At 57.8% G+C, this 26399-nt stretch carries 26 protein-coding genes; 20 read left to right on the forward strand and 6 right to left on the reverse strand.

Annotation, left to right across the window (positions count from 1 at the left end):
• Nucleotide 1: 1 nt before the first annotated feature.
• Entirely contained in the window at nt 2-1270 is a 1269-nt protein-coding gene (locus tag AAY24_RS05920; RefSeq protein WP_046858897.1) for an HD-GYP domain-containing protein, read from the reverse strand.
• A 421-nt stretch (nt 1271-1691) separates the two neighbouring features.
• Here AAY24_RS05920 and AAY24_RS05925 point away from each other — a divergent pair, with 421 nt between their 5' ends.
• From AAY24_RS05925 to AAY24_RS05970, 10 genes are all read left to right on the forward strand, one after another.
• On the forward strand, nt 1692-3047 hold the full coding sequence (locus AAY24_RS05925) for an FAD-dependent oxidoreductase (protein WP_046858898.1): 1356 nt from the start codon (nt 1692-1694) through the stop codon (nt 3045-3047).
• A 74-nt stretch (nt 3048-3121) separates the two neighbouring features.
• Nucleotides 3122-4180 carry a TRAP transporter substrate-binding protein DctP gene (gene dctP / locus AAY24_RS05930; RefSeq protein ID WP_046858899.1) on the forward strand — a complete coding sequence of 353 codons (1059 nt, stop codon included), beginning with the start codon at nt 3122-3124 and terminating at the stop codon, nt 4178-4180.
• 63 nt (nt 4181-4243) lie between these two features.
• Nucleotides 4244-4756 (forward strand): TRAP transporter small permease subunit, encoded by a 513-nt coding sequence (locus AAY24_RS05935; protein ID WP_234422254.1) that lies wholly within the window; start codon nt 4244-4246, stop codon nt 4754-4756.
• Complete coding sequence (locus AAY24_RS05940; protein WP_052761093.1) at nt 4756-6072, forward strand: TRAP transporter large permease; 1317 nt, start codon at nt 4756-4758, stop codon at nt 6070-6072. Before AAY24_RS05935 ends, AAY24_RS05940 begins: the two co-directional genes overlap by 1 nt.
• Before the next feature lie 71 nt (nt 6073-6143).
• On the forward strand, nt 6144-6809 hold the full coding sequence (locus tag AAY24_RS05945; RefSeq protein ID WP_046858901.1) for a GntR family transcriptional regulator: 666 nt from the start codon (nt 6144-6146) through the stop codon (nt 6807-6809).
• Between the two features lie 154 nt (nt 6810-6963).
• The gene (locus AAY24_RS05950) at nt 6964-7590 is read left to right on the forward strand and encodes a YbhB/YbcL family Raf kinase inhibitor-like protein (RefSeq protein ID WP_046861061.1); all 627 of its coding nucleotides are present in this window, start codon (nt 6964-6966) and stop codon (nt 7588-7590) included.
• A gap of 90 nt (nt 7591-7680) precedes the next feature.
• Nucleotides 7681-8220 (forward strand): hydrolase, encoded by a 540-nt coding sequence (locus tag AAY24_RS05955; protein WP_046858902.1) that lies wholly within the window; start codon nt 7681-7683, stop codon nt 8218-8220.
• Between the two features lie 72 nt (nt 8221-8292).
• Complete coding sequence (locus tag AAY24_RS05960; RefSeq protein ID WP_063370450.1) at nt 8293-8622, forward strand: DMT family transporter; 330 nt, start codon at nt 8293-8295, stop codon at nt 8620-8622.
• Nucleotides 8623-8744: 122 nt separating this feature from the next.
• On the forward strand, nt 8745-9101 hold the full coding sequence (locus tag AAY24_RS05965) for a DUF488 domain-containing protein (RefSeq protein WP_046858904.1): 357 nt from the start codon (nt 8745-8747) through the stop codon (nt 9099-9101).
• A gap of 372 nt (nt 9102-9473) precedes the next feature.
• A complete protein-coding gene (locus tag AAY24_RS05970; RefSeq protein WP_046858905.1) occupies nt 9474-10256 on the forward strand; it encodes a PEP-CTERM sorting domain-containing protein in 783 nt (260 codons plus the stop codon).
• Nucleotides 10257-10459: 203 nt separating this feature from the next.
• On the opposite strand, the gene AAY24_RS05975 is transcribed toward AAY24_RS05970, so the two are convergent.
• Nucleotides 10460-11344, reverse strand: coding sequence for an AEC family transporter (locus AAY24_RS05975; RefSeq protein ID WP_046858906.1), 885 nt, complete (start codon nt 11342-11344; stop codon nt 10460-10462).
• A gap of 268 nt (nt 11345-11612) precedes the next feature.
• Here AAY24_RS05975 and AAY24_RS05980 point away from each other — a divergent pair, with 268 nt between their 5' ends.
• The 7 genes from AAY24_RS05980 to mepK all read left to right on the forward strand — a co-directional run bounded on the left by AAY24_RS05980 (nt 11613) and on the right by mepK (nt 19690).
• Nucleotides 11613-12380 (forward strand): (Fe-S)-binding protein, encoded by a 768-nt coding sequence (locus AAY24_RS05980; protein WP_046858907.1) that lies wholly within the window; start codon nt 11613-11615, stop codon nt 12378-12380.
• Entirely contained in the window at nt 12364-13782 is a 1419-nt protein-coding gene (locus tag AAY24_RS05985; RefSeq protein ID WP_046858908.1) for a LutB/LldF family L-lactate oxidation iron-sulfur protein, read from the forward strand. Before AAY24_RS05980 ends, AAY24_RS05985 begins: the two co-directional genes overlap by 17 nt.
• Nucleotides 13775-14431, forward strand: coding sequence for a LutC/YkgG family protein (locus tag AAY24_RS05990; RefSeq protein ID WP_046858909.1), 657 nt, complete (start codon nt 13775-13777; stop codon nt 14429-14431). The genes AAY24_RS05985 and AAY24_RS05990 overlap by 8 nt, the downstream gene beginning before the upstream one ends.
• Before the next feature lie 252 nt (nt 14432-14683).
• Nucleotides 14684-15226, forward strand: coding sequence for a SprT family zinc-dependent metalloprotease (locus AAY24_RS05995; protein ID WP_046858910.1), 543 nt, complete (start codon nt 14684-14686; stop codon nt 15224-15226).
• 88 nt (nt 15227-15314) lie between these two features.
• Entirely contained in the window at nt 15315-17105 is a 1791-nt protein-coding gene (locus AAY24_RS06000; protein WP_063370482.1) for a GGDEF domain-containing protein, read from the forward strand.
• Nucleotides 17106-17279: 174 nt separating this feature from the next.
• On the forward strand, nt 17280-18974 hold the full coding sequence (locus AAY24_RS06005) for a L,D-transpeptidase family protein (RefSeq protein ID WP_052761094.1): 1695 nt from the start codon (nt 17280-17282) through the stop codon (nt 18972-18974).
• 140 nt (nt 18975-19114) lie between these two features.
• A complete protein-coding gene (gene mepK / locus AAY24_RS06010) occupies nt 19115-19690 on the forward strand; it encodes a peptidoglycan L,D-endopeptidase MepK (RefSeq protein WP_046858912.1) in 576 nt (191 codons plus the stop codon).
• A gap of 19 nt (nt 19691-19709) precedes the next feature.
• Here mepK and AAY24_RS06015 read toward each other — a convergent pair whose 3' ends face one another.
• On the reverse strand, nt 19710-20195 hold the full coding sequence (locus AAY24_RS06015; protein ID WP_046858913.1) for a DUF1499 domain-containing protein: 486 nt from the start codon (nt 20193-20195) through the stop codon (nt 19710-19712).
• Nucleotides 20196-20404: 209 nt separating this feature from the next.
• Between AAY24_RS06015 and AAY24_RS06020 the strand changes: the two genes are divergently transcribed.
• On the forward strand, nt 20405-21265 hold the full coding sequence (locus AAY24_RS06020; protein WP_046858914.1) for a sterol desaturase family protein: 861 nt from the start codon (nt 20405-20407) through the stop codon (nt 21263-21265).
• A gap of 31 nt (nt 21266-21296) precedes the next feature.
• On the opposite strand, the gene AAY24_RS06025 is transcribed toward AAY24_RS06020, so the two are convergent.
• The 3 genes from AAY24_RS06025 to alaC form a co-directional block, all read right to left on the reverse strand.
• Nucleotides 21297-22340, reverse strand: coding sequence for a hypothetical protein (locus AAY24_RS06025; protein ID WP_199930505.1), 1044 nt, complete (start codon nt 22338-22340; stop codon nt 21297-21299).
• 202 nt (nt 22341-22542) lie between these two features.
• Complete coding sequence (locus tag AAY24_RS06030) at nt 22543-23856, reverse strand: homoserine dehydrogenase (protein WP_046861064.1); 1314 nt, start codon at nt 23854-23856, stop codon at nt 22543-22545.
• Between the two features lie 123 nt (nt 23857-23979).
• On the reverse strand, nt 23980-25173 hold the full coding sequence (gene alaC, locus AAY24_RS06035; RefSeq protein WP_046858915.1) for an alanine transaminase: 1194 nt from the start codon (nt 25171-25173) through the stop codon (nt 23980-23982).
• A gap of 164 nt (nt 25174-25337) precedes the next feature.
• On the opposite strand from alaC, the gene AAY24_RS06040 reads away from it, so the two are divergent.
• Both AAY24_RS06040 and AAY24_RS06045 read left to right on the forward strand, forming a co-directional pair.
• Complete coding sequence (locus tag AAY24_RS06040) at nt 25338-25709, forward strand: Mth938-like domain-containing protein (RefSeq protein ID WP_046858916.1); 372 nt, start codon at nt 25338-25340, stop codon at nt 25707-25709.
• A 73-nt stretch (nt 25710-25782) separates the two neighbouring features.
• The gene (locus AAY24_RS06045) at nt 25783-26394 is read left to right on the forward strand and encodes a fumarylacetoacetate hydrolase family protein (protein ID WP_046858917.1); all 612 of its coding nucleotides are present in this window, start codon (nt 25783-25785) and stop codon (nt 26392-26394) included.
• The last annotated feature ends 5 nt before the right edge of the window (nt 26395-26399 follow it).

Below are 26399 nucleotides of genomic sequence, written 5' to 3' on the forward strand. Positions count from 1 at the left end.
CCTAAGCCGGTCGCAGTGACTTCCCCCCTTCCGGCCGATTCTGACCCAGGGCAATCCGAAAACACGCTTCGGCATGTTGCCGGGCCAGGGCGGAAATTTCCGGATCCAGTTTCCCACTCTGGCTGTACTCTTCCAGGATTATCAGTACCTCATCCATCTGCATGCCGGCCCGGTACGGGCGGTCCTGCACCAGCGCCTGGAACACATCTGCCACGGCGATGATTCGCGCTTCGATACTCAGCTCCTGTGCCCGGCGATGGAACGGGTAGCCGGCCCCATTCAGCTCTTCGTGATGAAACGCCGCCCAGTCGGCGATTTCGTTCAGCCCCTGGATATGACGCAGGATTTGAAAAGTCTCAAAGCTGTGTTTATTCATGATGGAACGCTCAAGCGGTGTGAGCGGCCCCGGCTTCTCCAGGATCTGGTCCGGCATATGGAGTTTGCCCAGATCGTGCAGCAGCCCGGCGATTTCGATCTTGTCACACTGCTCCCCCGGTAGGCCATGCTTATCAGCCAGGTAGCGGGCCAGGCCGGCCACCCGGACCGAATGCCGGGCAGTGAACGGGCTCTTCTGATCCACGATATAAGCCATGATCAGTGACAGCTGCTTGATCTGGGCAATGCTCAACTTTTCCCGGTTTCCGTACTGGCCCATGTCCCAGACGTAACGGGTGACATGCCGATCCTCCAGCGCAATCCAGAAAGCTTCCGACTGTTCCGCTAATTGAAAAGCCGCCACCAGTTCCGGGTCAAAATAGCTGCCGCGATAACGAAGGATGGACTGCATCACCTCCTGCCGGGCCAGCAGTATATCGTTTTCGTAATGGGAGACCGCCAGTACGTCTATCCGGTCTGACAGAAAAATAAGATTCGCCATCTGCTTGTCCCGCTGACTGATATCCAGCTCCCGGAGCTTCTCCCAGGGTGTGTGGTGATAGCGAATGGGACCGGCAAAGCGCGCCAGCGGTTCAAAATCCTTCAACAGACGGTAACCGATCTCGCAGTGGATATAGGCATCTCGCCAGTCAAAGTGATTAACCAGCGCCGAATGCATCTGCTCAGTAGAGACCCCGCTGTCATGCAACAGGCCAAGCTCGAAGGCAAACTGGATATCCGCCTCATCCCAGTCCAGGTGGTGGGCCAGCTGACTGGCGATATAGCCAACCCGCTTGCCGTGATTGGTATCGTTCATCCCCACCTGGGAAACTGCTGCCTCGATGGCAAAGATCATCTGACGAAGGTCGATGGTCAGGGTTTCAAAAGAATTCATTCAGTTACCTGAAGCAGCCTGTTTAAATGGTGGATAGTCTAACTGCCGCCAAAAATCCAGAACGATATAAATGATAATCAGTTGATCTGTCCCAACAAGCAGGCCAATCCCCCGCCGAATAACACTGTTTTAATTCTCCTTCGCACCATAAATGTGCCGATTCCGTGAAGAAAAACAGAATACGGTTCCGACTGTTCGGTTGCCGGCAATTAATCCAGCATCGAAAAATCCAGGCATGCGCTGGCAACCCCCTTTCTCACCTCACTCGTTTCCCATATCAATTCCCCCCCCAGTAAACGCCAATAACGCGCATCAAACCGTACAAAACACCGGTTATTTTTTCTCTTTCAGAGCGCTTGCCACTGTAATGTATGACTGATATGTTAGTTATACATCTATTGGATCTCTGTGAGGCGCAACTATGCAATGGCAGCTAAATCAGGTTCACCAGACCGATCACTCACTCCCGGTTCTAACGGAGGTTGACGTTGTGGTTGTCGGTGGTGGCGCGGCGGGTATCGCAGCCGCGGTAACCAGCGCTCAACGCGGTCTTAAAACCTTGTTGGTGGAGCGTTACGGATTTTGTGGTGGTGCAGCTGTGGCGGGTCTGTCCGGCACCATCTGTGGTATGTACCTCTCCACCGACGCGCTCAAAAGCGGACCGGAGCAGGTGGTGTTCGGTTTTACGGAACGCTTCCGGGCCGCCATGGCGCTGCGTAACGGCATCACCGATCCACAACTCTATGGCAAAACCTGGACGGTCACTCACGACCCACTGGTCTGGCGCGAAGTTGGCGAGGGCCTGCTGATCGACGCCGGTGTACAGATGCTCTACCACACCCAGGTGATCGGTGTGATCAAGGAGGATGACACCCTGCACGGCGTGGTGCTCAACAGTAAATCCGGCATTGGCGCGGTACACGCAAAAGTGGTTATCGATGCCAGTGGTGACGCCGATGTGGTGGCCCGCGCCGGTTACAGCTTCAAACTGGGTGACGATGGCCACATCCAGAATCCCACCATGATCTTCCGTCTCGCGGGTGTGGACACGGACCGATTCAAAGCCTATTGGGGCGACGATACGATCAGCTCCCAGAAAGTGATCAAGGCCCTGATCGAAGCGGATAGTACGGGTGGTTATGAGCTACCCAGATCCAAAATCTGGATTTTTGAAACACCCCGCCCCGGGGAATTACTCATCAACGCGACCCGCGTCCTGGGTCGTGACGGCCGGGACCTGAATGTCCTCGACCCGGTGGATCACACCGAGGCAGAACAGGTGGGCCGTGGTCAGGCCCGCGAATATGCACGCTTTCTGCGTGACCAAGTGCCCGGCTGCGAAGCCAGCTTTATTAACGATACCGGTGTTGAAGTAGGTATACGCCAGACCCGCTCCATTGTTGGCGTGGAGACACTCTCCGACAGTGATGTGGTGAACCGGCGTAAACGGGCTGACGGCGTGGTTCGCTCGCCCTGGCCGATAGAAATGCACAACGGTCAGAAACCAACCGTCGAATGGCTGCTTGATGACTACTACGAAGTACCTTACGGCGCCCTCGTTCCAGCCCAGGGCGAGAATCTGCTGGTGGCCGGCCGCTGCCTCAGCGCACAACACCAGGCGCTGGCATCCGCCCGGGTTACCGCACAGTGTTTCGGTTATGGCCACGCGGCCGGGATTGCCGCCGTCACCGCCATCCGTGAACGCATTCCCCTACGCGCCATCAGCGGCGAACAGATACGTGCCCTGCTAAACGAAGATGGTGCTGCGCTCGACTGAGCGGCACTGCAGATAAAAGTATTACAAGAGGGGCTGGCAAGTCCCGTTTTTATCCCTAGGTTGGAGGAAGAGTGATGAAGTTATCGTTTGTAAAAAAAGTACTCGGCGTCACCGCCGCGCTATGCATCGCCGCATCAACGGTCAATGCGGCCGGGTCACCCGAATACCGGTTCAAGATGGCAACGGGATGGCCCGGCGGTCCCATCATGGATGAGGGCCCGAAGGCGTTTGCCAAGAAGGTCGAGGAACTTTCGAATGGGCGCATCCAGATCCAAGTGTTCCCGGGCGGCGCGTTGGGCAATCCGCAAAAAGTGTCGGAGACGGTGAAAAACGGTATCGCCGATATGGGCCATCTCTGGATGGGCCACGACTGGGGCAGGGACACCACCACCGTGCTGTTTGCCGGATATGCCGGCAGTTTTGACAGCGAGGTGATGTTGCACTGGCTCTACCAGGGCGGTGGTTATGAGTTGCAGCGGGAGTTCCGTGAAAAGGAGTTTGGTCTGGTCTCCATGCCCCTGTTTATCCGCACCCCGGAAGTGTTTCTGCACTCCCGTAAACCGGTCCGCACCCTGGCCGATATGCAGGGCCTGAAACTGCGCACCGTGGGTGCCTGGCTGGATCTGGCCAAGCAGTTAGGGGCCGCCACTGTCACCTCCCCGGCCGCTGATGTCTACACCATGCTGGAGCGTGGGGTGATCGATGCCACCGAATGGGGAACGCCTTATGAGAATGTCTCCCCCGGCTTTAACAAGGTGTCCAAATACGTGATCGTGCCCGGCGTTCACCAACCCACTGCACCCTTCGAACTGGTCATCAACCACAAGACCTGGGACAAGCTCAGCGCCGAAGATCAGCAGATGATCGAATATGCCGCCCGGTTGGTGACACTGGATAGCTGGCTGAAGCTCGGCTACGAAGATGCCAAGGCACTGAAGTGGTTTGAAGAACAGGGCAACGAAGTGATTGAGCTGGATCCTGAAGTTCAGCAAGCGGTACTGAAAACGGCCCAGAAATGGGGCGCTAGTCAGGCGGCAGAGAACGACTGGTTCAAGCGGGTGATGGAACATCAGGCGGCATTCGAGACTGTCTGGCGCAAGGGCCAACGCTCCCGGAAACTGTCAAACCAGTAGTCGACACTTCTACGATTGGTGGGGGCGGGACCAGCCCGCCACCCACCTGATACCAGGGTAACCATGATGAAAGCAACCATCGCCCTCTTGGAACTGATGCCGCGCTGGGTCGGCTACGCCTCCTGCCTGCTGTTGATTCCACTGATTCTTACCACCTGTTACGAAGTGGTGGCCCGCTATCTGTTTGGCGCACCGACCATCTGGTCGTTCGAGATCGGTTACATGCTCACCGGTACATTTTTCCTGCTGGGCAGCGGCCTGGCCCTGCAGCGGGGCAGCCACATCCGGGTGGATCTGTTCTATCACCGACTGTCACTGCGAAAACGGGCCTGGCTCGACCTGCTGTTCTATGCACTGGTGGTGCTGCCCCTGGTGGCCTGGACCACCTATGCACTCGCCGGCTACTTCTGGTCAGGTCTGGAGAGTGGTGAGACTACCGGCGCATCGGCCTGGAATCCACCGGTCTGGCCACTGCGCCTGGTCTTTGTGGTGGGCTTTTCCACCCTCGTCCTGCAACTCATAGCCGAATGCCTGAAGCGGATAGATACGCTGTTTGGCCAGCCGGAGAAGCTCTGATGGAAATCGTCGCCCTTATCATGTTTGTAGCGCTGTTTGCGCTGATCCTCACCGGCGTGCAAGTGGCCTTTGCACTGATGGCCGTAGCCACTGTCGGCGGCCTGGTCGTCTTTGGTGACTCGGTATTTCATCAGTTTGTCGGCAAGATCGAGGATGTGGCCACCAACTTCATTCTGGCCGCCGTGCCCCTGTTCGTGTTCATGGGTGCCATGCTGGAGCGTTCCGGAATTGCCGAGGATCTGTTCTCTGCCATCCGTATCTGGACCCGCAAGCTGCGCGGTGGTGTCGCTGTCGGCACGGTGCTGATGGCGATTGTATTCGCCGCATCCACCGGCGTGGTGGGCGCAACCGAATCCTTGATCGGCCTGCTGGCCATTCCTCCGATGCTGCAACAGGGCTACAAAAAGAGTCTTATCAGCGGAACTATCTGTGCCGGCGGATCACTGGGTACGGTTATTCCTCCGTCGATCATCATCATCCTGCTCGGTCCACTGGCCGACGTCAGCGTCGGTGATCTGATGGCCGGCATGATTATTCCCGGCCTGTTGCTCGGCTTCTTCTATCTGACGTACGTGTTGGTGGCCAGCGCCATGGGTGGTGCCGGCCCACGTCTTGAGCATGATCCTGCGGACGACATGAGCCTGTCTGAAAAACTGGTATTGTCCGCCAAGGCCCTGCTGCCACCGCTGGTGCTGATCTCGGCCGTACTGGGGTCTATTGTTACCGGCGCCGCATCACCCACCGAGGCGGCCGGCATCGGTGCTGCCTGTGCCGTGGTACTGGCGGCACTGCATGGAAAACTCAACTTAAGGATGTTGTGGCACTCATTGGTTCAGACACTCTCCGTCACCACCATGATCATGTTCATCGTACTCGGTGGCAGCCTGTTTACCGGCGTATTGCTGGGAACCGGTGCACTGTGGAATGTTCAGGACGCCATCTCGGCAATGGATGTACCGACCTGGGTGTTGATCCTCACTTTCCTCGGTATCGTGTTTGCTGCCGGCTTCTTTCTGGAGTGGATCTCCATCCTGCTGATCTTCGTGCCTATCTTCATGCCGTTCATTAAAGCAGCCGGTGTTGATCCGGTCTGGTTTTCAGTCCTGGTGCTGATTACGGTTCAGACCAGCTACATGACGCCACCCATGGCACCGGCAATCTTCTATCTGCGTGGCGTAGCGCCGAAAGAGATCACCCTAAAGCATATGTACGCAGGCGTGATGCCATTCGTTATAATACAGTTCGTTCTACTCGGCATTGTCGCGGTATTCCCGGTTACCGTGTTGTGGCTACCCAGTATTCTGCTGGGCTTCTGAACCGTGATGGGACTGACAGGGAGCGACAGTTTACGGGTCGCAGCATCGATAATTAGAAATATGGAACCTGCATGACAGACAGAGACACGATCCGACCCAACAAGCGCCGGTCACTTACCGAACAGGCCTATGACGCCCTGGAGGCACGTATTGTCACCGGGCAACTGGAACCGGGGATGATGGTCTCGGAGGCCCAGTTGGCCAAGGCACTGGAGATGGGCCGCATGCCGATACGGGAATCTCTGCAGCGACTGGCCCGGGACGGGCTGGTCTCCATTCATCCGCGCCGGGGGGTGATGATCCCAGAAGTGTCGGTCAATACCGAGTTAAAACTGCTGGAGGTGCGTCGCCCGTTGCAGAACCTGGCGACCCGTCTGGCTGCCCGCCGCGGCAGCAAGCAACACCGGGAGCAGATGCAGTCCCTGGCAAACTGCCTGGAGCAGTTGGCCACCGAGCAGAATGCCGAAGAGTTTCTGTACGTATTGCGTGATGTGCACCACCTCCTCACCGAAGCCGCCGCCAACGAGTACATCGAGCGGGCCATGGGACCGGTACAGGGCATGACCCGCCGCTTCTGGTATCTCAACATGCGCGAGGGAGACCTTGCCACCGGCGCCGGTCTGCACGCCTCGATCATGCGTACCGTGGCGGAAGGCAACGAACAGGAGGCAGAGGATCTCTCCAACTCGCTGATGGATTACCTGGAGCAGTTCGCCCGGCGCACCCTGGACATCTAGGCGGCAAACCGGAACCTGCAACAGCGCCCTTACACCAGCCGTCCCATGTGTGGCATGATCTCTCCAGCAACCGTCCTGCAACTACCCGGTGATCATTCCGGACGGTGGCGCCATCCCGGTAGACAGCCACGACAGCACACATGAGGAGAGTCCGATGAAACTGACCAGCAACCAGATCAAGGATAACCAGCCGATCCCCGTATCAAACGCCTTTGGCACCCATGATGCGACCACGCATGTGGCGCTGGCCGATAACCGCAATCCCGACCTGAGCTGGGACGATGTACCAGAAGGTACACGCTCTTTTGTATTGATCTGCCACGACCCCGACGTACCCAGCAAACCGGATGATGTGAACCAGGAGGACCGTGAAGTTCCAGCCGATCTGCCCCGGGTCGACTTCTATCACTGGGTGCTGGTGGATATTCCGGCTGACCAGCGACAGATTGCTGCCGGCGCTGACTCGGACGGCATCACTCCCAAAGGCAAACCGGGCGGCGCCTCTCCCGCCGGTGGTATCCGCGGCATCAACAACTACACCGACTGGTTTGCCGGCGATGCCGACATGGCGGGCGACTACTACGGTTATGATGGCCCCTGCCCGCCCTGGAATGACAGTATCCTGCACCGCTACTGCTTCACCCTCTATGCACTGGATATCGAGAGTTGTGGTCTGAGCGGCCGCTTCGGTGGACCGGAGGCACTCGCCGCCATCGAAGGGCATGTGCTGGAGAGTGCCAGCATCACCGGAACCTATGCCATCAACCCGAGAGTAGCCTGAACCCGACCACCCGACCCGCACCGGCGCGGGCCCAATCCGCCCGCGCCCCGGACTATCCGGTCATCACCGATCAGATCCCATGAGGTAGCCATGTTAACCAGAGATAACACCGGCCTTATTGTTGTCGATATACAGGGCAAGCTGGCCGAAATTGTCCACCAGAGTGAACAGCTGATTACCAACACCCTGGCCCTGATCCAAGGGGCCAAGGTGCTGAATCTGCCGATCCTTTGGCTGGAACAGAATCCCGAAAAACTCGGCCCTACCACACCGGCAATCGCCGCAGCCCTGGTACCCCGTGAACCGATCACCAAATACACCTTCGACGGTTTTGGTTCGGTGGAGTTTGAGGATGCCGTCAAACAGTCCGGCGTTGGTCGTTGGCTGGTATGCGGTATCGAAACCCATATCTGTGTGTACCAGACCGTATCCAGCCTGGTCCATCTCGGCTACGACGTGGAGTTGGTCTGCGACTGTGTCTCGTCCCGCACCCTGGCCAACAAGGAGCTGGCCATTGCCAAGCTCACCGCCAACGGTGTCGGGATCACTGGAGTGGAGATGTGCCTCTATGAACTGGTGGGTGACTGTCGATCCGGCGAGTTCCGTGACATACTCCGACTCATCAAGTAATCCAAGCCGACAGGGCAGACACGCTTAAGTGCTGTTCGCCCTGCCGACCTGACGCCCGACTTTCCAATATCCATGGCATACCTCTACCTGACAGTCGCTATCATCGCTGAAGTGATCGCCACCAGCGCGCTGAAGGCTTCCGCGGAATTTACCAGACTCTACCCCACTCTGCTGGTGGTTGTGGGTTATGGTCTGGCGTTCTACTTCCTGACCCTGGCACTGCGGACCATCCCGATCGGCATCACCTACGCCATCTGGTCCGGTTTCGGTATTGTGCTGATCACCATCGCCGGCACTTTCCTGTACCGGGAGATCCCGGACGTCCCCGCCATGATCGGTATGGGCCTGATTATCGCCGGCGTGCTGGTGATTCACATCTTTTCAAAAACCATCAGCCACTGAACCAGGCCATTCAAATCACTGCAGTGGAAACAGGCGCCTGAATCGGATGTATTAAGCAACGGAAACGCTCATCTATAATGGAAAGGTGTGCCACACCAAACCCATACCGATTAAGGTGCGCCATGAACATTCTGCTCAAACGGGCCTATGACCCGGCCGATCCCGGGGATGGCTTCCGGATACTGGTGGACCGCCTATGGCCCCGGGGCCTTTCCCGGGAGAGTGCGAAGATTGACCTGTGGCTGAAGTCCATCGCTCCTTCCAATGAACTGAGAAAGTGGTATCAGCATGATCCTGAAAAGTGGCCCGAATTCCAGAAACGCTATTTCGCGGAACTGGACACCAACAGGGCAGCGGTCACGGAACTGATCAACCACCTCAAGCGGCAAAATGTGACGTTTCTGTTCGGCACCAAGGATCTGCAATACAATAATGCGGCCGCTTTAAAGACCTATGTGGAATCAAAACTGGCCCGTTAGGGCATACCAGCCGCTCAAACACCACATTTACAGATATCGCACCTTCGTTTGAGACATCGCCGCCGCCCTGATGCAGGGGCTAGCCCTCCGGGGTCTTCAGAGTCAATGGTTATCAACCCAGCCGGCAAAACGTCAGAATTTTTTACACTCACCCCATTAAAAGAGTGGTATATGGTAAGACATCGCAAGTAACCCATTGAGTGTAAATTAAATTCTTAATTTGGCATTTAATTTGCTTAATATGGCGTGAAATTTGGGTAAGGTTAAATTAACAGGCAAACTGAATTTCTAATTAAAATTTGGTACACCTAAGAAGGGTTCTTCATAATGAATAAAAACATCGCTTTCCTTTTGACGCTTGTAGCAGCTGGTATGACCCAGTCGGGTACGGTTTCGGCTGCAATCAGTTATGACCAGAACGTTACGCCTGATGTGATCTTTGGTTCCGGCGTCAGCAACGGCTCTTTCACCGTGGACCGCAACAACGGCATCGAACTGGGACTGCGTGGCAAGCTGCGCCACAACGCAGCCGGTAACCCGGAAAACACTTTTAACAGCAATGGTGATGGCACCTACAGCTTTGACGCAGGCGTCGCACCGGGCCAGTCCTCCCCCACCGCGGTCTGGAGCTTTGAGTGGTCAATCAATACTGACTTTGACGGTAGCACCGGTCTCAATGTCGGTGACCTGACCTACGCTCTGGGTCTGGACAACGATCCGTCGCAGGACACCAGCTTCACCGTTTTCGATCCCATTTTCGATCTTGGCGGTTTGACACCACCCGATCATTCATTCGGGAACAACAGCACTGGTAATGGTGGCGGTGAAGAAACTTTGAGTTGGTTTTCCATATCGTTCTTCGGCACAATTGGCATAACCGGCTATAACGATCTGGTAGCAGACAACAACGTGGCACAAAACTCCTGGAAGCCACACTGGTACTTCGCCTCTTTTGACCCCACGGTCGACGGCACTTACGACATCTACCTGGCCGCTTTCGATGACAGTGGCGCCCAGCAGGCGCGCACCGAGATACAGATCATTGTCGGTAACGGGGCTGCTGCTGATGTACCGGAACCCGCCACCCTCGCACTGATGTGTCTGGGTCTGGCCGGCGTCGGTTATGGACGGCAACGTAGCAGAAGAAACGCCTGATCGATTACCGATCATCGGTACAGAACCCCGCTTCGGCGGGGTTTTTTTTATGCCTGTGGAATTCGTCGCCGCTTCGATCGGGGTCATGCCGGTAGGCGAGCCGGGACGCTGTCAGCAGCGTCCCGGTGGCCTGAGTTCAGAGAAACAACAACGGCCCAGGCCCACCCATTCCCTGGCGTTTCTGCCCACAATCCCCCGATCCGCTACACTCCGTTCTGGGCCAGGATATAGGCCAGGGCCAGGGGAATCACCAACAGGCTACCCAGATTTCCCAGCATGACAATGGAGGCCACCTTGCGGGGCTCCTGGTTGTACTTCTCCGCCACCATGAAGTTGAGTACCGCGGGCGGCAGTACGCTGAACAGCAGCAGCTGGCCGTACTGCAGCGCCGGCAGATCCAGGAAAGGACTCATCAGCAACAGCATGACCAGCCCGCTGGCCGGACAGATCAGGGCGCCGATAACTCCGATACGCCAGTCCTTCAGATCCACACCGGTAAGACGCACCCCCAGTGAAAAGAGCATCAGGGGGATAGCCACCTGCCCCACCATCTCGATGGAGACCGACAGCACCTGGGGTAACACCCAGCCGGTGAGACTGAAGGCGATACCCACTACCGTGGCCAACACCATCGGGATACGCAGAATACCCACCAACGAAGTTCGATGATCCAGCATCTTCATGCCGACACTGAAGTGCAACGTGTTCTCCACGATAAACAGCACCACCGCTGCCGGTAGCGCCGCCTCACCAAATGCAAACAGGGCCAGTGGCAACCCCATATTGCCAGAGTTGGAGAACATCATGGGCGGCACAAAGGTCTTGGCCTGGTAGTTCAGCAAGCGGGCCACAACCCAGGCCAACAGACCGGAACCCAGCACCACCACCAGCCCGGCGATGGCCAGCTCCTGGTAGGTACCCAGAGCAAAACTCTTCTGGGACAGCACATGGAAAATCAACGCCGGAACAAAGATATCCAGGTTGATCTGATTGGCTGCCGCCATATCCGGCGCATGACGACGCCCATAGAGATAGCCCACCAGGACGATGGCGAAGATTGGAAAAATGATGCTGAAAATCTGCTGCATGGGCTGGATGACCTGAATCGTGACGGCTGGATTTAAAAGCCGCTAGTATCTCCGGTGAATTGGGAAAAAACCAGCGGCCCGGCAGATCATGTCGCTCCGGATCGGCAGTTCCGGTGCTTCGGCCTGTTCATCAATACCCCATGCCCTATAATGACGACTATTCAAATAGCGCCGACTGTTGTGAATTTCTGACCGGGCCTGTCACCACACTCGGCACATACAACGATTCTGTGTACAGCTTTTTGATCCACCCTACCCAGGAGACACCATGTCTTTGACAAAGCAGTACCCGGGCAAACCCGAGAAAGTCTACTTTTTCGGCACCTGCCTGATCGACCTGCTCTATCCCCAGGCCGGACTGGCCGGCATGCAGCTGATCCGCCGCGAAGGGGTCCAGGTGATCTTTCCCCAGGACCAGACCTGTTGCGGCCAACCCGCCTGGAACGCCGGCTACCGGGAACAGGCAGAGGCGGTGGTGCTGAATCAGATTCGCTGCTTTCCGGAAGAGTATCCGGTAGTGGTACCATCCGGCTCCTGCGCCGGTATGCTGCGTAACCAGTACCCGGAACTGTTCCGGGACAAGCCCGAAGCGCAGCAGGTGGAGCGCTTCTCGAAACGGATCTTCGAGCTGACCGAGTTCCTGGTGCATGTCCTTAAGATCGAACTGAAGGATCTCGGCCAACCTACCAAAGTGGCCCTGCACGCCTCCTGTTCAGCACGCCGGGAGATGGATGTTGCCGGTGAGCACGAAGCACTGCTGCAGCAACTCGAAAACGTGCAACTGGTGGAACAGGTGCGCAAAGCGGAGTGCTGCGGCTTCGGCGGCACCTTTGCGGTCAAGCATCCCGATATCTCCGCCGCCATGGTGGCGGACAAGGCCCAGGCGATCACCGATACCGGGGCTGACCAACTGGTGAGCGGCGATTGCGGCTGCCTGATGAACATCACCGGACACATGGAACACCAGGGCGTTGGCCCCAAGGGCCAGCACATCGCCAGTTTTCTCTGGGAGCGCACCCATGACCCAAAAAGCTGAGTTCGACCAACGGGTAAAGCAAGCCCTGGACAATCCCCAGCTGCGGCGCAATTTCCGCGTCACCATGGATGGGCTGATGGAGAAGCGCGACAAGGCGTTTCCCGACAAGGCGTTCCTGGAGGAGCTGCGCACCATCGGCGCCAATATCCGCGCCAACGCTCTGGCCCGGCAGCCGGAACTGCTGGAGCAGCTGGAGGCCAACTGCACCCGCAACGGCATACAGGTGCACTGGGCCGAGACCATTGAGCAGGCCAACCGGATTGTGCTCGACATCATGGAGCGGCACCACGCCACCCGCATGATCAAGGGCAAATCCATGGTCTCGGAAGAGATGCAGATGAACCACTTCCTGGAAGCGAAGGGTAAAAGCTGCGTTGAATCGGACCTGGGTGAATACATTATCCAGCTGGATAACGAGGCACCCTCCCACATCATTGCCCCGGCCATCCACAAGAGCAAACAGGAGGTTGCCAGGCTGTTCAAGGCCAAGCATCCCGACATCCCCTACAGTGAGGATATCGACACCCTGACCCGCAGTGCGCGCCAGATCCTGCGGCGCAAATTCCACGACGCGGAGATTGGGCTGTCCGGGGTCAACTTTGCAGTGGCGGAGACCGGCACCCTCTGCCTGGTGGAGAACGAAGGTAACGGTCGCCTTTGTACCACGGTACCGCCGGTACACATTGCTGTCACCGGCATCGAGAAGGTGGTGGAGAAGCTGGCGGATGTTCCGCCCCTGCTGAAACTGCTGACCCGTTCCGCCACCGGCCAGCACATCACTACCTACTTCAACATGATCAGCTCGCCCCGCAAGCCGGGTGAGCGGGATGGCCCGAAAGAGGTACACCTGGTGCTGCTGGATAACCAGCGCTCCCGGATCTACGGGGACAGTGAACTGTTCGACAGCCTGCGCTGCATCCGCTGCGGCGCCTGCATGAACCACTGCCCGGTCTATACCCGTATTGGTGGTCACGCCTACGGCCCGCCGATTCCCGGTCCGATCGGCTCGGTCATCGAACCCCAGAAATTCGGCCTGGAAAACTTCGGTGTCCTGGCCACCGCCTCCACCCTGTGCGGCGCCTGTGGCGAAGCCTGTCCGGTACGGATACCGCTGCCGAAACTGCTGCACCGGCTACGCTACGAACAGGTGCGGGAAGACCGCACCGGCGCCACCATCGGTCAGGGCTCGCAACGCTCCGGAAAAGAGGCACTGATCTGGAAACTGTGGAGCTGGATACACGCCACCCCGTTGGTCTATCGCAGTGCTACCCGGCTGGCCAGTCTGTTCAGAAACCGTATACCAAACCGTATCGGCCCCTGGAGCCAGGTACGGACCACACCACGGATCGCCCCGAAATCGTTACACCAACTGGCCCGGGAAGAGGGTTTTAAGCATGAATAAGGCACGCGACAACATTCTGGCCCGGCTGCGGGCCCGCTCCACGGAGATCCCTCCCGTGGAGCTGGATCGGGGCTTCCGGTCGCCCGACTGGAACCGGCAACAACGTATCGAGCTGTTCTGCAAGGCGATGACCTCGGTCCGAACCGAGATACACCGGGTAAGAGCATCGGACTGGGCCGACCGGCTGGCGCAGTTGGTCAAGGAGAGAAAGCTCAACAACCTGCTCTATGCACCCAACGGCCCGCTGGCCAGGCAGATCGAAGCGGCCTGGCGCAACGGAGAAGCGCTACCGGAGCTGGTGTCCCGGACGGCAGAGCTGGATGAGTGGAAAGAGGAGCTGTTCTTCGGCATCGACGCCGCCATCACCTCCACCCGTGGCGGCATCGCCGAAGTGGGTGCTCTCATTCTCTGGCCGACCCCGCAAGAGCCCCGCAGTTTCTCCCTGGTGCCACCGATCCATATCGCCGTAGTGAAAGCGGATCAGCTGCACAACACCTTTGCCGACGCCATTGCCGATGAAAACTGGCAAGCCGGCATGCCCACCAATGCAGTGCTGATCTCCGGTCCCTCCAAGTCTGCGGATATCGAACAGACACTGGCCTACGGTGTGCACGGACCGGTGGAACTGATTGTGCTGCTGATCGAATAGAAGCGATACTGACAAACAGCTGAACCGATAATTCGGACCTATTCAACCGGCAGCGTTCTGGCCCCTGCCGCAGCTTGCCTGTATGCTCTCTACCCCTCTGTGTGGCGATTGCGCAGGGTGGAAACGTTTTTTGCGCCCACGGAATAATGACTCTGCCCACCCAGCCCGATGAAATCTGGTCAGAAGCAGTTACGCTTATGGCTTTGCAGTGCCTGCGGCCCCATGCGGGCTTGGCCGAAACGATACAAAATAATGGATAACCCGATTCAGACGTTTGACAACCCACTCCAGCAACAGGTGGAAGCCCGCACCCAGCAGTTGCTGGCGACCGCCCGGCTACACTTCCAACAGGATCCCGGCCGGGTGGTAATCCGCTTCGACCTCACCGGCAAGGCCGCCGGCATGGCCATGTTCCCCTACCGGGGGACACCGGTAATCCGCTACAACGCACTACTGTTGGCCGAAAACCGGGAGGACTTCCTCACGCGCACCGTACCCCATGAAGTGGCCCACGTGGTCGCCCGCCAACTGTTTGGCAAACGGATCAAACCGCACGGTGCAGAGTGGCGCCAGGTTATGCAACTGTTTGGCGCCGAGGCCTCCCGCTGTCACAACTACGACGTCAGTCGCTCCGTGCGACGCAGGTTGAAACGCTACGCCTATCGTTGTGGTTGTCGCACCCACCAGCTCAGCAGCATTCGGCATAACCGGGTTAAACGGGGTCAGACCTATCACTGCCTGGCCTGCAAACAGCCGCTTATCGCCCTGGAAAAATCAGACCCATCCGACCGCTGATCAGGCAACAGAAACCGGCCAATTCATAAAATGGTAACAATCGGAGACTAGCCTTGCTTCCGCTTCAGACAACAGAGGTGGAATGGCGATGGCGCTACAACTCTCCTTGGAAGAGTATCTCTACAGGACGATCCGCGATCGCACGCTCACCGTACTGTTTCAACCTATAGTCGGCAACCAGAAACGGGCTATTTTTGGCTATGAAGCGCTGATACGCGGCCCCTCCAACACCCCCCTGCACTCCCCGGTAACCCTGTTTGAGACGGCGGCCCGTCAGGGTCGTCTGGTGGAACTGGATGTACTCTGCCGGGAGGTGGCAATCAAGCAGTTTGTCCACCTTAACCTGCCGGGCAAGTTGTTTCTCAACACCAGCCCGGAGTGTCTGTTTCAGCCCAATTTCCGCACCGGTGCGACCCTGGGCATATTGAAACAGGTGGGGCTGTCTCCTGAACGGATGGTGATCGAACTTACCGAACAGTTCCCCACCGAAAACTACCAAGCAGTCCGGGAGGCGAAAAATCACTATAAGTCCATGGGGTTCGAGATCGCCATCGACGACCTGGGAGCCGGTTATGCCGGATTGCGACTCTGGTCGGAGCTGCGTCCGGACTATGTAAAAATTGATCGCCACTTCATACAGGATATCCACGACGACCCGGCCAAGCAGGAGTTTGTACGCTCGATAAAAAACATCGCCCGGGGACTCAACTGCAAGGTGGTCGGCGAAGGGGTGGAGACCGCCGATGAGTTGGATTGCATCTCCAAACTGGGTATCGAATTCATCCAGGGCTACTACTTCGCCCGACCGGCGCCGATACCGGTAACTGAAATTCCCAAAAGCGCATTTCAGGAAACCCGGGAGAACCTGACACAGGGTATCGGCCGCAGCCTGTTCTCCAGGGTTATCGGCGACCTGCTGGTGCCGGTGCCGGGTATCACCGCCACCACCAATATCGAAGAGACGGCGGAGATCTTCCAGCGCGCCCCGCAGCTGGAGAGCCTGCCGGTAGTGGTCGGTCACCACCCCCTGGGGCTGGTACGCCGAACCAGACTGATGAACCTGTTGTTGACACGTTACGGACGGGATCTGCATGGTAAGAAACCGATCATGCAGTTTCTGGATCATGACACCTTGATGCTGGACAGACAGGTGCCGATTGAGCAGGCCAGTTCCCTAGTCAGCGAACAGATGAAACAGCACAAGGAACTCGATTTCATTATCACAGATAACGGCGCCTACGTGGGTACCGGATCAGTCATCGACCTGCTTGAGATCATCACCGAAATGCAGGTGCGCAGTGCCCGTTATGCCAATCCCCTCACCCTGCTGCCGGGCAATGTGCCGATCTACGAGGAGCTGGATCATCTGCTGCGGGAACAGCAGGAGTTCGTGGTCTGTTACTGTGATCTGGACAACTTCAAGCCGTTCAATGACAAGTACGGTTATGAAAAGGGCGATCAGGTAATCCGGGACCTGGCCAATATCCTGCGCGACCACGTTCAGCAGGAGCATGACTTTATCGGCCACATCGGCGGCGATGATTTCATCCTGATCTTCCGCAGCCCGGACTGGCAGAAACGGTGTGAATTGATCCTGGACCATTTCAAACAGACTGCGCCAAAATACTACAGCCGGGAAGATAATGAGCAGCAAGGGATCTGGTCCCAGGACCGCTCCGGCAATTACCGTTTTTTTCCCTTACTCACCCTCTCCATCGGCAGTGTACGTCCGGACCCGTCAGCCTGCAAAAGCCATCACGACGTAGCATCCCTGGCCAGTATCGCCAAGCGCGAAGCGAAACGGCTGCCGGGAAACAGCCTGTTCCTGGAGCGACGCAGACGCCCCAACTGCCAACGCCCCCGGGAAGCGGTTGCCTGAAAGGGAGACCATCCCGTCCCCTGCCATCCGCTCCGCCCCGGCCACCATCGACAGGTTTCAGATACAATTTGTCACAGTTGTTAACGCTTCCGCCGGACAAAACAACCTATACTATTGGGAACAAGGGGTGCATGCTGGTTTCTGCATCTCGACAGGCAGCCGTTTCAAAGGATCATGGCCAGGATTGACATTTACTTCCGTTTCCATCTGTTGGCACTGCTGGCACTGATGACCGTTCTGTCACCGGGCAGAGCCAACGATGGGGAGAACCAGACCAATGTCATCAGGCAATCACTGCAGGAACAGCTCGCTATCGGTGAATCACTGTCGATCCAGCCACAACCGGACTGGAGCCTATTGCGACAGGTATACGCCAATTACGATTACCGGCCGCTTTGGCATACCCCCTTCGGGCAACTGGCTGAAGCGGGCACTGCCCTGAAGCAGTACATCCAGGACGTTGCCGGAGCTGGGCTCGAGCCGGCACTCTACCAGGCGGATAACTTCAGTCATCTGTTGGACAACCAGCCCCAGCAGCTGGCCAGGGAGGATCTGTTACTGACCGATGGATTTCTCAGGCTCGCCCGCCACCTCGCCGAAGGACAACTGGATCCGGCAGCCGTTGATCCACTGTGGAAAATCCCCATGGAGCGGATTGACAGCGCCCGGTTGCTGGATCAAGCGGTGATCGGCCTGAATCCGGTTTCGGTTCTGGAGTCGCTCAATCCACGCAATCACGGCTACCAGGCCCTGCTACGGGCCTTGTCCGACTATCGCCGCATCGCCAGCGAGGGGGGCTGGTCGCCATTGCCAGAAGCCCCCCTGCTACGCCCCGGTGAACAGCACGGACTGGTGCCGTTGTTGCGCCAGCGACTCCGGACCACGGGACATTTTGACGCCCCGTCACCAGCAACCGATGTCCTGACTTACGACCCCGATCTGCAACAGGCCGTGGAGCGTTTTCAGCAGGCTCACGGGCTCAAGCAGGATGGCATCATCGGCCCGCAAACCCGCGCCGCATTGAATGTTTCCGTCGAACAACGTATCGCCCAGATCGAATCCAACCTGGAACGTTGGCGCTGGTTGCCTCAACAGCTTGGTGACCGCTACATCCTGGTTAATATCGGTGGTTATCTGGTACAGCTGGTAGAGCATGATAAGGTCAGGCTGGAGAGCCGTAGCATTATCGGCCGGCCAATGCGCTATACCCCCTCATTCAGTGCGCGCGCCACCCATCTGGTGCTGAACCCTACCTGGACAGTACCCCGCCGTATTGCGGTGGAGGATCTGTTGCCGGCACAGCGCCGGGACTCGGAGTACCTGTTGCGCAAGAACATCCAGATTCAACAGCGCGAGGGAGATCAATGGGTGAGCCAGGATCCGGCCATGATCGACTGGGGAGCATTCAACAGGAACAATTTCCCGTTCCGCCTGCAACAGAGCCCCGGTGACGGCAACAGCCTGGGCCGCATCAAATTCCACATGCCGAACCCCTACGCCATCTATCTCCACGACACCCCGGCCAAGGGTCTGTTCAGCCACCCGGTCCGGGACTTCAGTTCAGGCTGTGTACGGGTGGAGGGGATTCAGGATCTGGCCCGGCAGCTGCTCGTCAGCGAGCCGGAGACGATCAGCCTGTTTAGCGATCGACTGGCATCCCGTCAGAGCAGCTATTTCAAACTCCCGCAGCCGATTGACGTCTACCTGGTCTATTTCACCGCCTGGATTGACCCCGATACAGGTGTCCAGTTCCGTCCCGATATCTATGACCTTGACCGCCCCCTGATGCTGAGCCTGCGGCAGTTATCCCCCTCCCAGGACAAGCAGTTCGCCCACCGCGAAACCGAACCGGTCTCTATCGCCAATTAAGAACAAACCGCGTACTGACCCGTCAACAGCGTGACACAGTGCACAGGGCTGGCAACCCGCCAGCGCTTGCGATAGTATCTCCAGAGTTTTTTGGTTATAAAACAACCAATTCTACACATTTGACTGGGGATTACGGTTGTATGACGGTTAAGCAGAAAGATCACGCATCACGCCAGACACCCACCCTCAGCCGACGCGGTTTCATCACCGGCTGTGCGGCTGCAGCAGCGGCCATGGTTGCGCCCACCGCCTTCGCCAACATCAAACAGTCACCCGAGCGCGTGCTGGCGCTGCATCACCTGCACACCGGAGAGCGCAGACGGGTCACCTACTGGGCCGAGGGCAGCTACATCCAGGATGGACTGAAGGAGATCAACCACCTGTTGCGGGATCACCGTACCGGCGATCAGCACAGCATGGATCCCGCACTGTTCGATCTGCTGCACCAGGTACAGGCCCGCCTGGAGTGCCGTGGTGAGTTCCAGATCATCTCGGGCTACCGCTCTCCCAAGACCAACAAGATGCTGCGCCAGAACAGCAGCGGCGTAGCCAAGCGCAGCATGCACATGGACGGCAAGGCGCTCGACATCCGTCTCGCCGGCTGTGAGCTGAAACAGCTGCACCGGGCCGCCAAATCACTCAAGGCGGGCGGCGTCGGCCTCTATACCCGCTCCAATTTCGTGCACGTGGATACAGGCCGGGTCAGATACTGGTAGCTGACCCACCGACCCCTGCTCAATCTTTCACCTGTGCCGACAGCCGTTTTGCCTCGATACGTTTTTTCAGCTGGTAGACCCGTCGGCCATTGACACCACTATCGCTATAACCCACCCGTGAACCGGAACGGATATGCAACAGCTGCCGCTGCGGATCCATTCGCAGTTCCAGGTCATCCGTAAAACCGAACAGGGCGGAACGGAAAGTGGCGGCCAGATAACCATCCTGTTCAACCACCACCCGGCCACCCATCTCTTCGATAACGCTCCGCATCAACTGAGTAAACCAGTCCTGCGCCCCAGCGGGCAGTTGCACCGGCTGGACATAGTGGTTACTGTCTTCGGCATACTCGCTACAGACACAGTTGGGCCGATCGGGACATCGGGTCAGCCGCCCGTCCAGCAGGCCCGGAGACTCTCCGGAACGGGAGACCATGCCCATCACAAACAACAGCAGGGTCACTCCGACCACCATCAGTAATAAAATAATCAGTGTTGTTTTCATCACGACACATCCGGTTGGGGAAAACAGCAACAGTTCCGCCGATGATACTCCAGAATGGTTTATCATGGGCCATTTGAGATACGCTGGCGCCTTGCCAGGCTCGGCGAACCACCCACTTTCCGTGGATTTTCAACTCCCGGGCCGGAATAGAATAACCACGGAATTACATCACTACAGAAGCCTGTATCGGGCAGACGACATCGAGCATCATGGACTGGAACCACTTTATTCTTGAATACGAAGTACCGATACGACTCGGTTTTTTCTTCGGCATACTGCTGCTGGTAGCACTGTGGGAGCTGGCTTCACCACGTCGACCGTTGAGCCAGCCCAAGCTGCTACGCTGGGGCAATAATCTGGGTCTCACCTTTCTCAACTCCCTGCTGCTGCGCCTGCTGTTTCCGGCAGCGGCCGTGGGCGTGGCGGTTTTTGCCAATCAACAGGGCTGGGGACTGTTCAACTACTACCAGCTGCCGCTGGTTATCTCGGCCACCGTCTCCGTCATACTGCTGGATGGGGTGATCTATCTGCAGCATGTGATGGTACATGCAGTTCCCCTGCTCTGGCGCCTGCACCGGGTCCATCACGCAGACCTGGACTTTGACGTCACCACCGGCGCCCGCTTCCACCCGATCGAGATCATCCTCTCCATGCTGATCAAGTTCGCCACTATCCTGCTGCTTGGCCCACCGGTGGTCGGGGTGGTGATTTTTGAAGTGCTGCTCAACGCTACGGCCATGTTCAACCACGGCAATCTGCGGTTACCTGAAAACCTGGACCGGGTGCTGCGACTGTTCGTCGTCACACCTGACATGCACCGGGTCCATCACTCCATCGAAGATGACGAGACCAACAGCAACTTCGGTTTCAACCTGCCCTGGTGGGACCGCGTGTTCGGCACTTACAAGGCACAACCCGATGCGGGCCACGAAGGAATGACCATCGGCATCGACCGGTTCCGTGATCCGTCCAGGGTTGAGCGGTTAGCCGGCATGTTAACCCTGCCGTTTAGTGGAGGCAGCACCGGTTACACCATCAATCGGCGCAGCTGGAAGAAGCCACCGAGTTGATGATATCGGAGGAGAAGCAGTCGGGGGAAATTCAGACCAGTGGATTGCTGTCCAGCCGCTGACTCAGGGGGCTTGGCCGTTTCCAGAAACGGCGCAGGCTGTGCCTGTCGATCCGGTATTGCTGGCCGTTGCAGGGATAGAGAAACAGCGAGTTGAGCCGTTTCTGACGCAACCCATCCAGCAGGGGTTCGATCCAGTTCTGTAACTGGATCAGCTGCTCACTCCAGGCGAAAGGATCGGCACAGAGCACTGGGCGCCGCAGCAGTTCATAGCAGACCAGGATCTCGCCGCCGCTTGCATCACACAGTCCATCTAACCTATCAGGCAGCGTTTCAACCGGTGTGCCAGCCGTGCTGGCCAACCCACGCAGCAGGGCTGAATCACCATACAGTGCACTCATTCCTGTCTGCAGCTGACTATGGGACTTGCCGCCACCCGACAACCAGAGCCCGTTTACCGGCCCCTTCCCCGACTGTTCCCGCTGCGCATTCAGCTCCGACGTGTAAAACAACATCTGAATTTCGTTCAACACGCCATGCCAGCGTATCCCTTCCTCGCCCTCGGGCAGAAACAGATCCATATTGCGCCCAAACACATCGGTCAGTTCATAGGTTTTGAGGTCGGGCTCTTCTGCCAGGGACAGATACCAGCGGTGGGGATGGGGCACCTCCACCTGCCAGCCCTCATCGATAAAGTGGTCGTTAAACAGCTTGGCCAGCCCTTTCGACTCCGCCAGGGTGAGATTCAGATCTTCAACGTCAAACAGCAGCAGCCGATCCTGGTCGGGTCGCAGATATACCGGGGTCAGTTGCAACCAGTAACGACTGTCCGCAGTGCCGCCATCACCGATCCGACGATAGGCCGCGGTGGGCAGGTTGCCCCCGTTTTCGCTGGAAATGCCAAACAGGCCGAATAGCACAGACTCCAGATCATCACCGGGGTGGGTCTGGCGATCACTGCGTGCAAATAGCCGCTCCAGGAGTTTGAAACCCGGCTGTGGCTGGAGTTGATCAAGGGTCGGCATCGGCCCCAACAGACCGGGTATCAGAAGATGAAGATTGGGTAGTTTGCTCATCAGCTGTTTTTGACTGTCACGGTGGATGGTTGGTTGCCTGGTCTCTGCCCCAACTGCCAGCAGCAAGTCGAGCAGGCGCGGCTGCAACCGCAAGCCTGCTGGTCCAAGCCTGCCTGTCGGGGAAGTCAGCCGCCGAAGAGCGCGCCGGACAAATAGCAACAGCGCGGTTAAGTTGGCCCGGCCAACTTAACCCCAAACAGTGTCAGCCGTCGAGCTGCTCCATGCGGATGCGGATGACCGGGGCAGTCACCGCAGCCAGGGCCTCGATTCGCTTGATTGCCTGATTCATCTGCCGCTCCAGCACTTCGTGGGTCAGCATAATGAGTGATACCTGGGTATCCCCTTCCGCCGGCTCTTTCTGCTGAATCGCTTCGATGCTGATCTCGGCATCCGCCAGGATACGGGTGATCTCCGCCATCACACCCAGTTCGTCAGCCACCTGCATGCGCAGATAATAGGCGGTCTCCACATCCTCCATACCCAGAATGGGCAAATCGGACAGCTCGTTGGGCTGGAACGCCAGGTGCGGCACCCGGTTCTCGGGATCTGTGGTCAGGGCACGCACCACATCTACCACATCCGCCACCACCGCCGAGGCGGTCGGTTCGGAACCGGCACCTGCGCCGTAATAAAGTGTCGGACCCACCGCATCACCTTTGACCAGGACGGCGTTCATCACCCCATCCACATTGGCCAGCAGGCGGCGTTCCGGGATCAGCGTCGGGTGAACCCGCATCTCGATCCCCTTGTCCGTCTTGTGGGCGATACCCAGATGCTTGATCCGATAACCCAGCTCACTGGCAAAGGCCACGTCCTGGCGATCGATACGGGTGATCCCCTCGGTGTAGGTCTTGTCAAACTGCAGCGGAATCCCGAAGGCGATTGAGCTGAGAATGGTCAGCTTGTGAGCCGCGTCTATACCTTCCACATCAAAAGTGGGATCGGCCTCGGCATAACCGAGCGCCTGGGCCTCCGCCAGCACGTCATCAAAATCCCGGCCCTTGTCGCGCATTTCGCTCAGGATAAAGTTGCCGGTACCATTGATAATACCCGCCACCCACTCAATCTGGTTGGCAGCCAGGCCTTCACGGATGGCCTTGATAATGGGGATACCACCGGCGACGCCAGCCTCGAACGCCACCGTTACCCCCTTGGCCTGGGCGGCGGCAAAAATCTCATTGCCGTGCATGGCGATCAGTGCCTTGTTGGCCGTAACCACATGCTTGCCGTTCTCGATTGCCTGCAATACCAGTTCCCGGGCCGGCGAGTAACCGCCGATCAGCTCAATAACAATCTCGATTTCCGGGTTGTTGACCACGGCGAAGGCATCATCGGTGACATCGATCTGATCCAGCCCGTTGATCGCCTCGGCGTCATAGTCCCGCGCCGCCGCCTGGATAATGCGGATTCCCCGGCCGGCCCGACGGGTAATCTCATCCGCGTTCCGGGTCAGCACATTCACCGTACCGCCACCGACCGTACCCAGACCCAACAAACCTACCTTGACCGCGTCCAAACTCACTCTCCCAATACTATTTACTACGGGGCAGCTCCGCTGCCGAAAAAATATTTAGCTTATCTTGCCACACTTTCACCCGGTCTATCCCCACCCGTGCACTGTTTGCCGGATCCGGGACAGCTACGCCTCACTCTGTTTGGCGTCTCTGCGGATCATCTCCTTGATACCGCGAACCGCCTGCCGGGTTCGATGCTCATTCTCAATCAAGCCGAAACGGACGTAGTCATCGCCGTGCTGGCCGAATCCAACACCGGGAGAGACCGCCACCTTGGCATCCTTCAACAGTTTCTTGGAGAACTCCAGGGAACCCATCTCCAGGTACTGCTCCGGTATTTTCGCCCAGACAAACATGGTCGCCTTCGGCCGCTCCACCGGCCAGCCGGCGGCATTCAATCCATCACAGAGCACATCCCGGCGGCGCTGGTACATATCGCGGATCTCCCGCACGCAATCCTGCGGCCCTTCCAGGGCCTGGATGGCCGCCACCTGGATCGGCGTGAACATGCCGTAGTCGAGGTAGGATTTCATCCGTGCCAATGCCGCCACCAACACCTTGTTGCCGCACATGAAGCCGACGCGCCAACCGGGCATATTGTAACTCTTGGACAGTGAGAAGAACTCCACGGCGATATCTTCCGCACCTTTGACCTGGAGAATGGAAGGCGCCACATAACCATCGAATGCAATATCCGCATAGGCCAGGTCATGCACCACCCAGATATTGTTCTCCCGGGCAATCTCGATCACCTTCTCGAAGAAATCCAGCTCGACGCACTGCCCGGTTGGATTGCCGGGAAAGTTCAGCACCAGCATTTTTGGCTTCGGCCAGCTGTCCACAATGGCCTCTTGCAGCTTGTCGAAAAAGTCCACGCCCGGCACCAGCGGAACATGCCGAATATCGGCACCGGCAATGACGAATCCGTAGGGGTGGATCGGATAGGCCGGATTGGGCACCAGTACCGAATCGCCCGGTCCCAGGCAGGCCAGGGACAGGTGGGCCAGGCCCTCTTTGGAGCCGATGGTGACAATCGCCTGGGATTCCGGATCCAGCTCCACATCGTAGCGATCCTTGTACCAGCGACAGATGGCACGGCGCAGCCGGGGAATACCCCGGGACATGGAGTAACGATGGGTATCCTTGCGTTGCGCCGCTTCCACCAGTTTGTCAACAATGTGCTGCGGGGTTGGTTGATCGGGATTCCCCATACCGAAGTCGATAATGTCCTCGCCCCTCGCTCGCGCCGCTGCTTTCAAATCATTGACGATATTGAAAACATAGGGCGGCAGTCGCTTGATTCTGCTGAAATCTTCCATCTCGGGCGTTGACACTGGGGACCTCTTGGTTGCACTGAAGCAGTGGCTGGGGAAAAAAGATCTAACCTACCCGAGGGGTCACGGGGCTGTCAATCTCATATAGAGACCACGATAGTGAATTTATTCCTTTTGCAGGGAATAGCGCAGGCTGCTATCTTTCCTGCATGAAATTCTCAGTTGTGGATCAATCAAACGGTTACACCATTCAGGGCTACACCGACAACAGCGTGACAGTGAATGGTACGGTTTTTTCCAAAAGCCTGGTGGTTATGGCCGAGCGGGTCATTCCCGACTGGCGCCCGGACTCTTTCCAGGCGCTGCAGGAGACCGACTTTGCCGCCTTTGTCGATCTGCGCCCGGATCTGGTGGTGCTGGGTACCGGCCAGCAGCAGCGCTTCCCGGATCCGCAACTCTATCGGGCGCTGATCGAAGCCGGCATCGGTATTGAGGTAATGACCACCCCTGCCGCCTGTCGCACCTATAATATTCTCACGTCGGAGGGCCGCAGGGTGATCAGTGCCTTGCTGTTCAGCTGATCTCACCGCCCTGTCGAACCCGGCAGGCAACCGTGCTGTTTGACCACTACCGGCATGCCAACCTGGAGCAAAGATGAACCAGATCCTGTTTGAATCTGAACAGATCACCCCATCCAAGGTGGTCTGTATCGGCAGAAACTATGTCGATCACGCCAAGGAGTTGAACAACGACGTTCCGGACTCACCGGTTATTTTCATCAAGCCCAATTCGGCCATCTGCGGTGAACTTCACGCCGGTACGGACCAGGCGCTGCATTATGAAGGGGAGATCGCACTGCTCATTATGGACGGTGCCATTACCGGGGTCGGCTTCGGACTGGACCTGACCAATCGGGAGATTCAAAATCAACTGAAAGCCAAGGGACTCCCCTGGGAGCGGGCCAAGGCGTTCGACGGTGCCGCCGTCTTCAGCCAGTTTGTGCGGCTCTCGGAACCGCTCGAATCGCTCAGCCTGGAGCTGCTTATCAACGACAAGCTGGTTCAACAGGGTGGCTATGGGTTGATGATCTTCAAACCGGAGTTTCTGCTGCGGGAGATATCCCGCAGTTTCACCCTGGAGGATGGCGATATCATTCTGACCGGGACCCCCAAGGGGGTTGGCGCCTTCCAGCGGGGAGACCGGTTCCAGGGTACGATTCTGGCCGCTAACCGACCACTGGTCACCCAGGAGTGGACCGCTCTCTAGAGGGA

It is taken from the genome of Sedimenticola thiotaurini (genome assembly GCF_001007875.1).
GTDB lineage: Bacteria > Pseudomonadota > Gammaproteobacteria > Chromatiales > Chromatiaceae > Sedimenticola > Sedimenticola thiotaurini.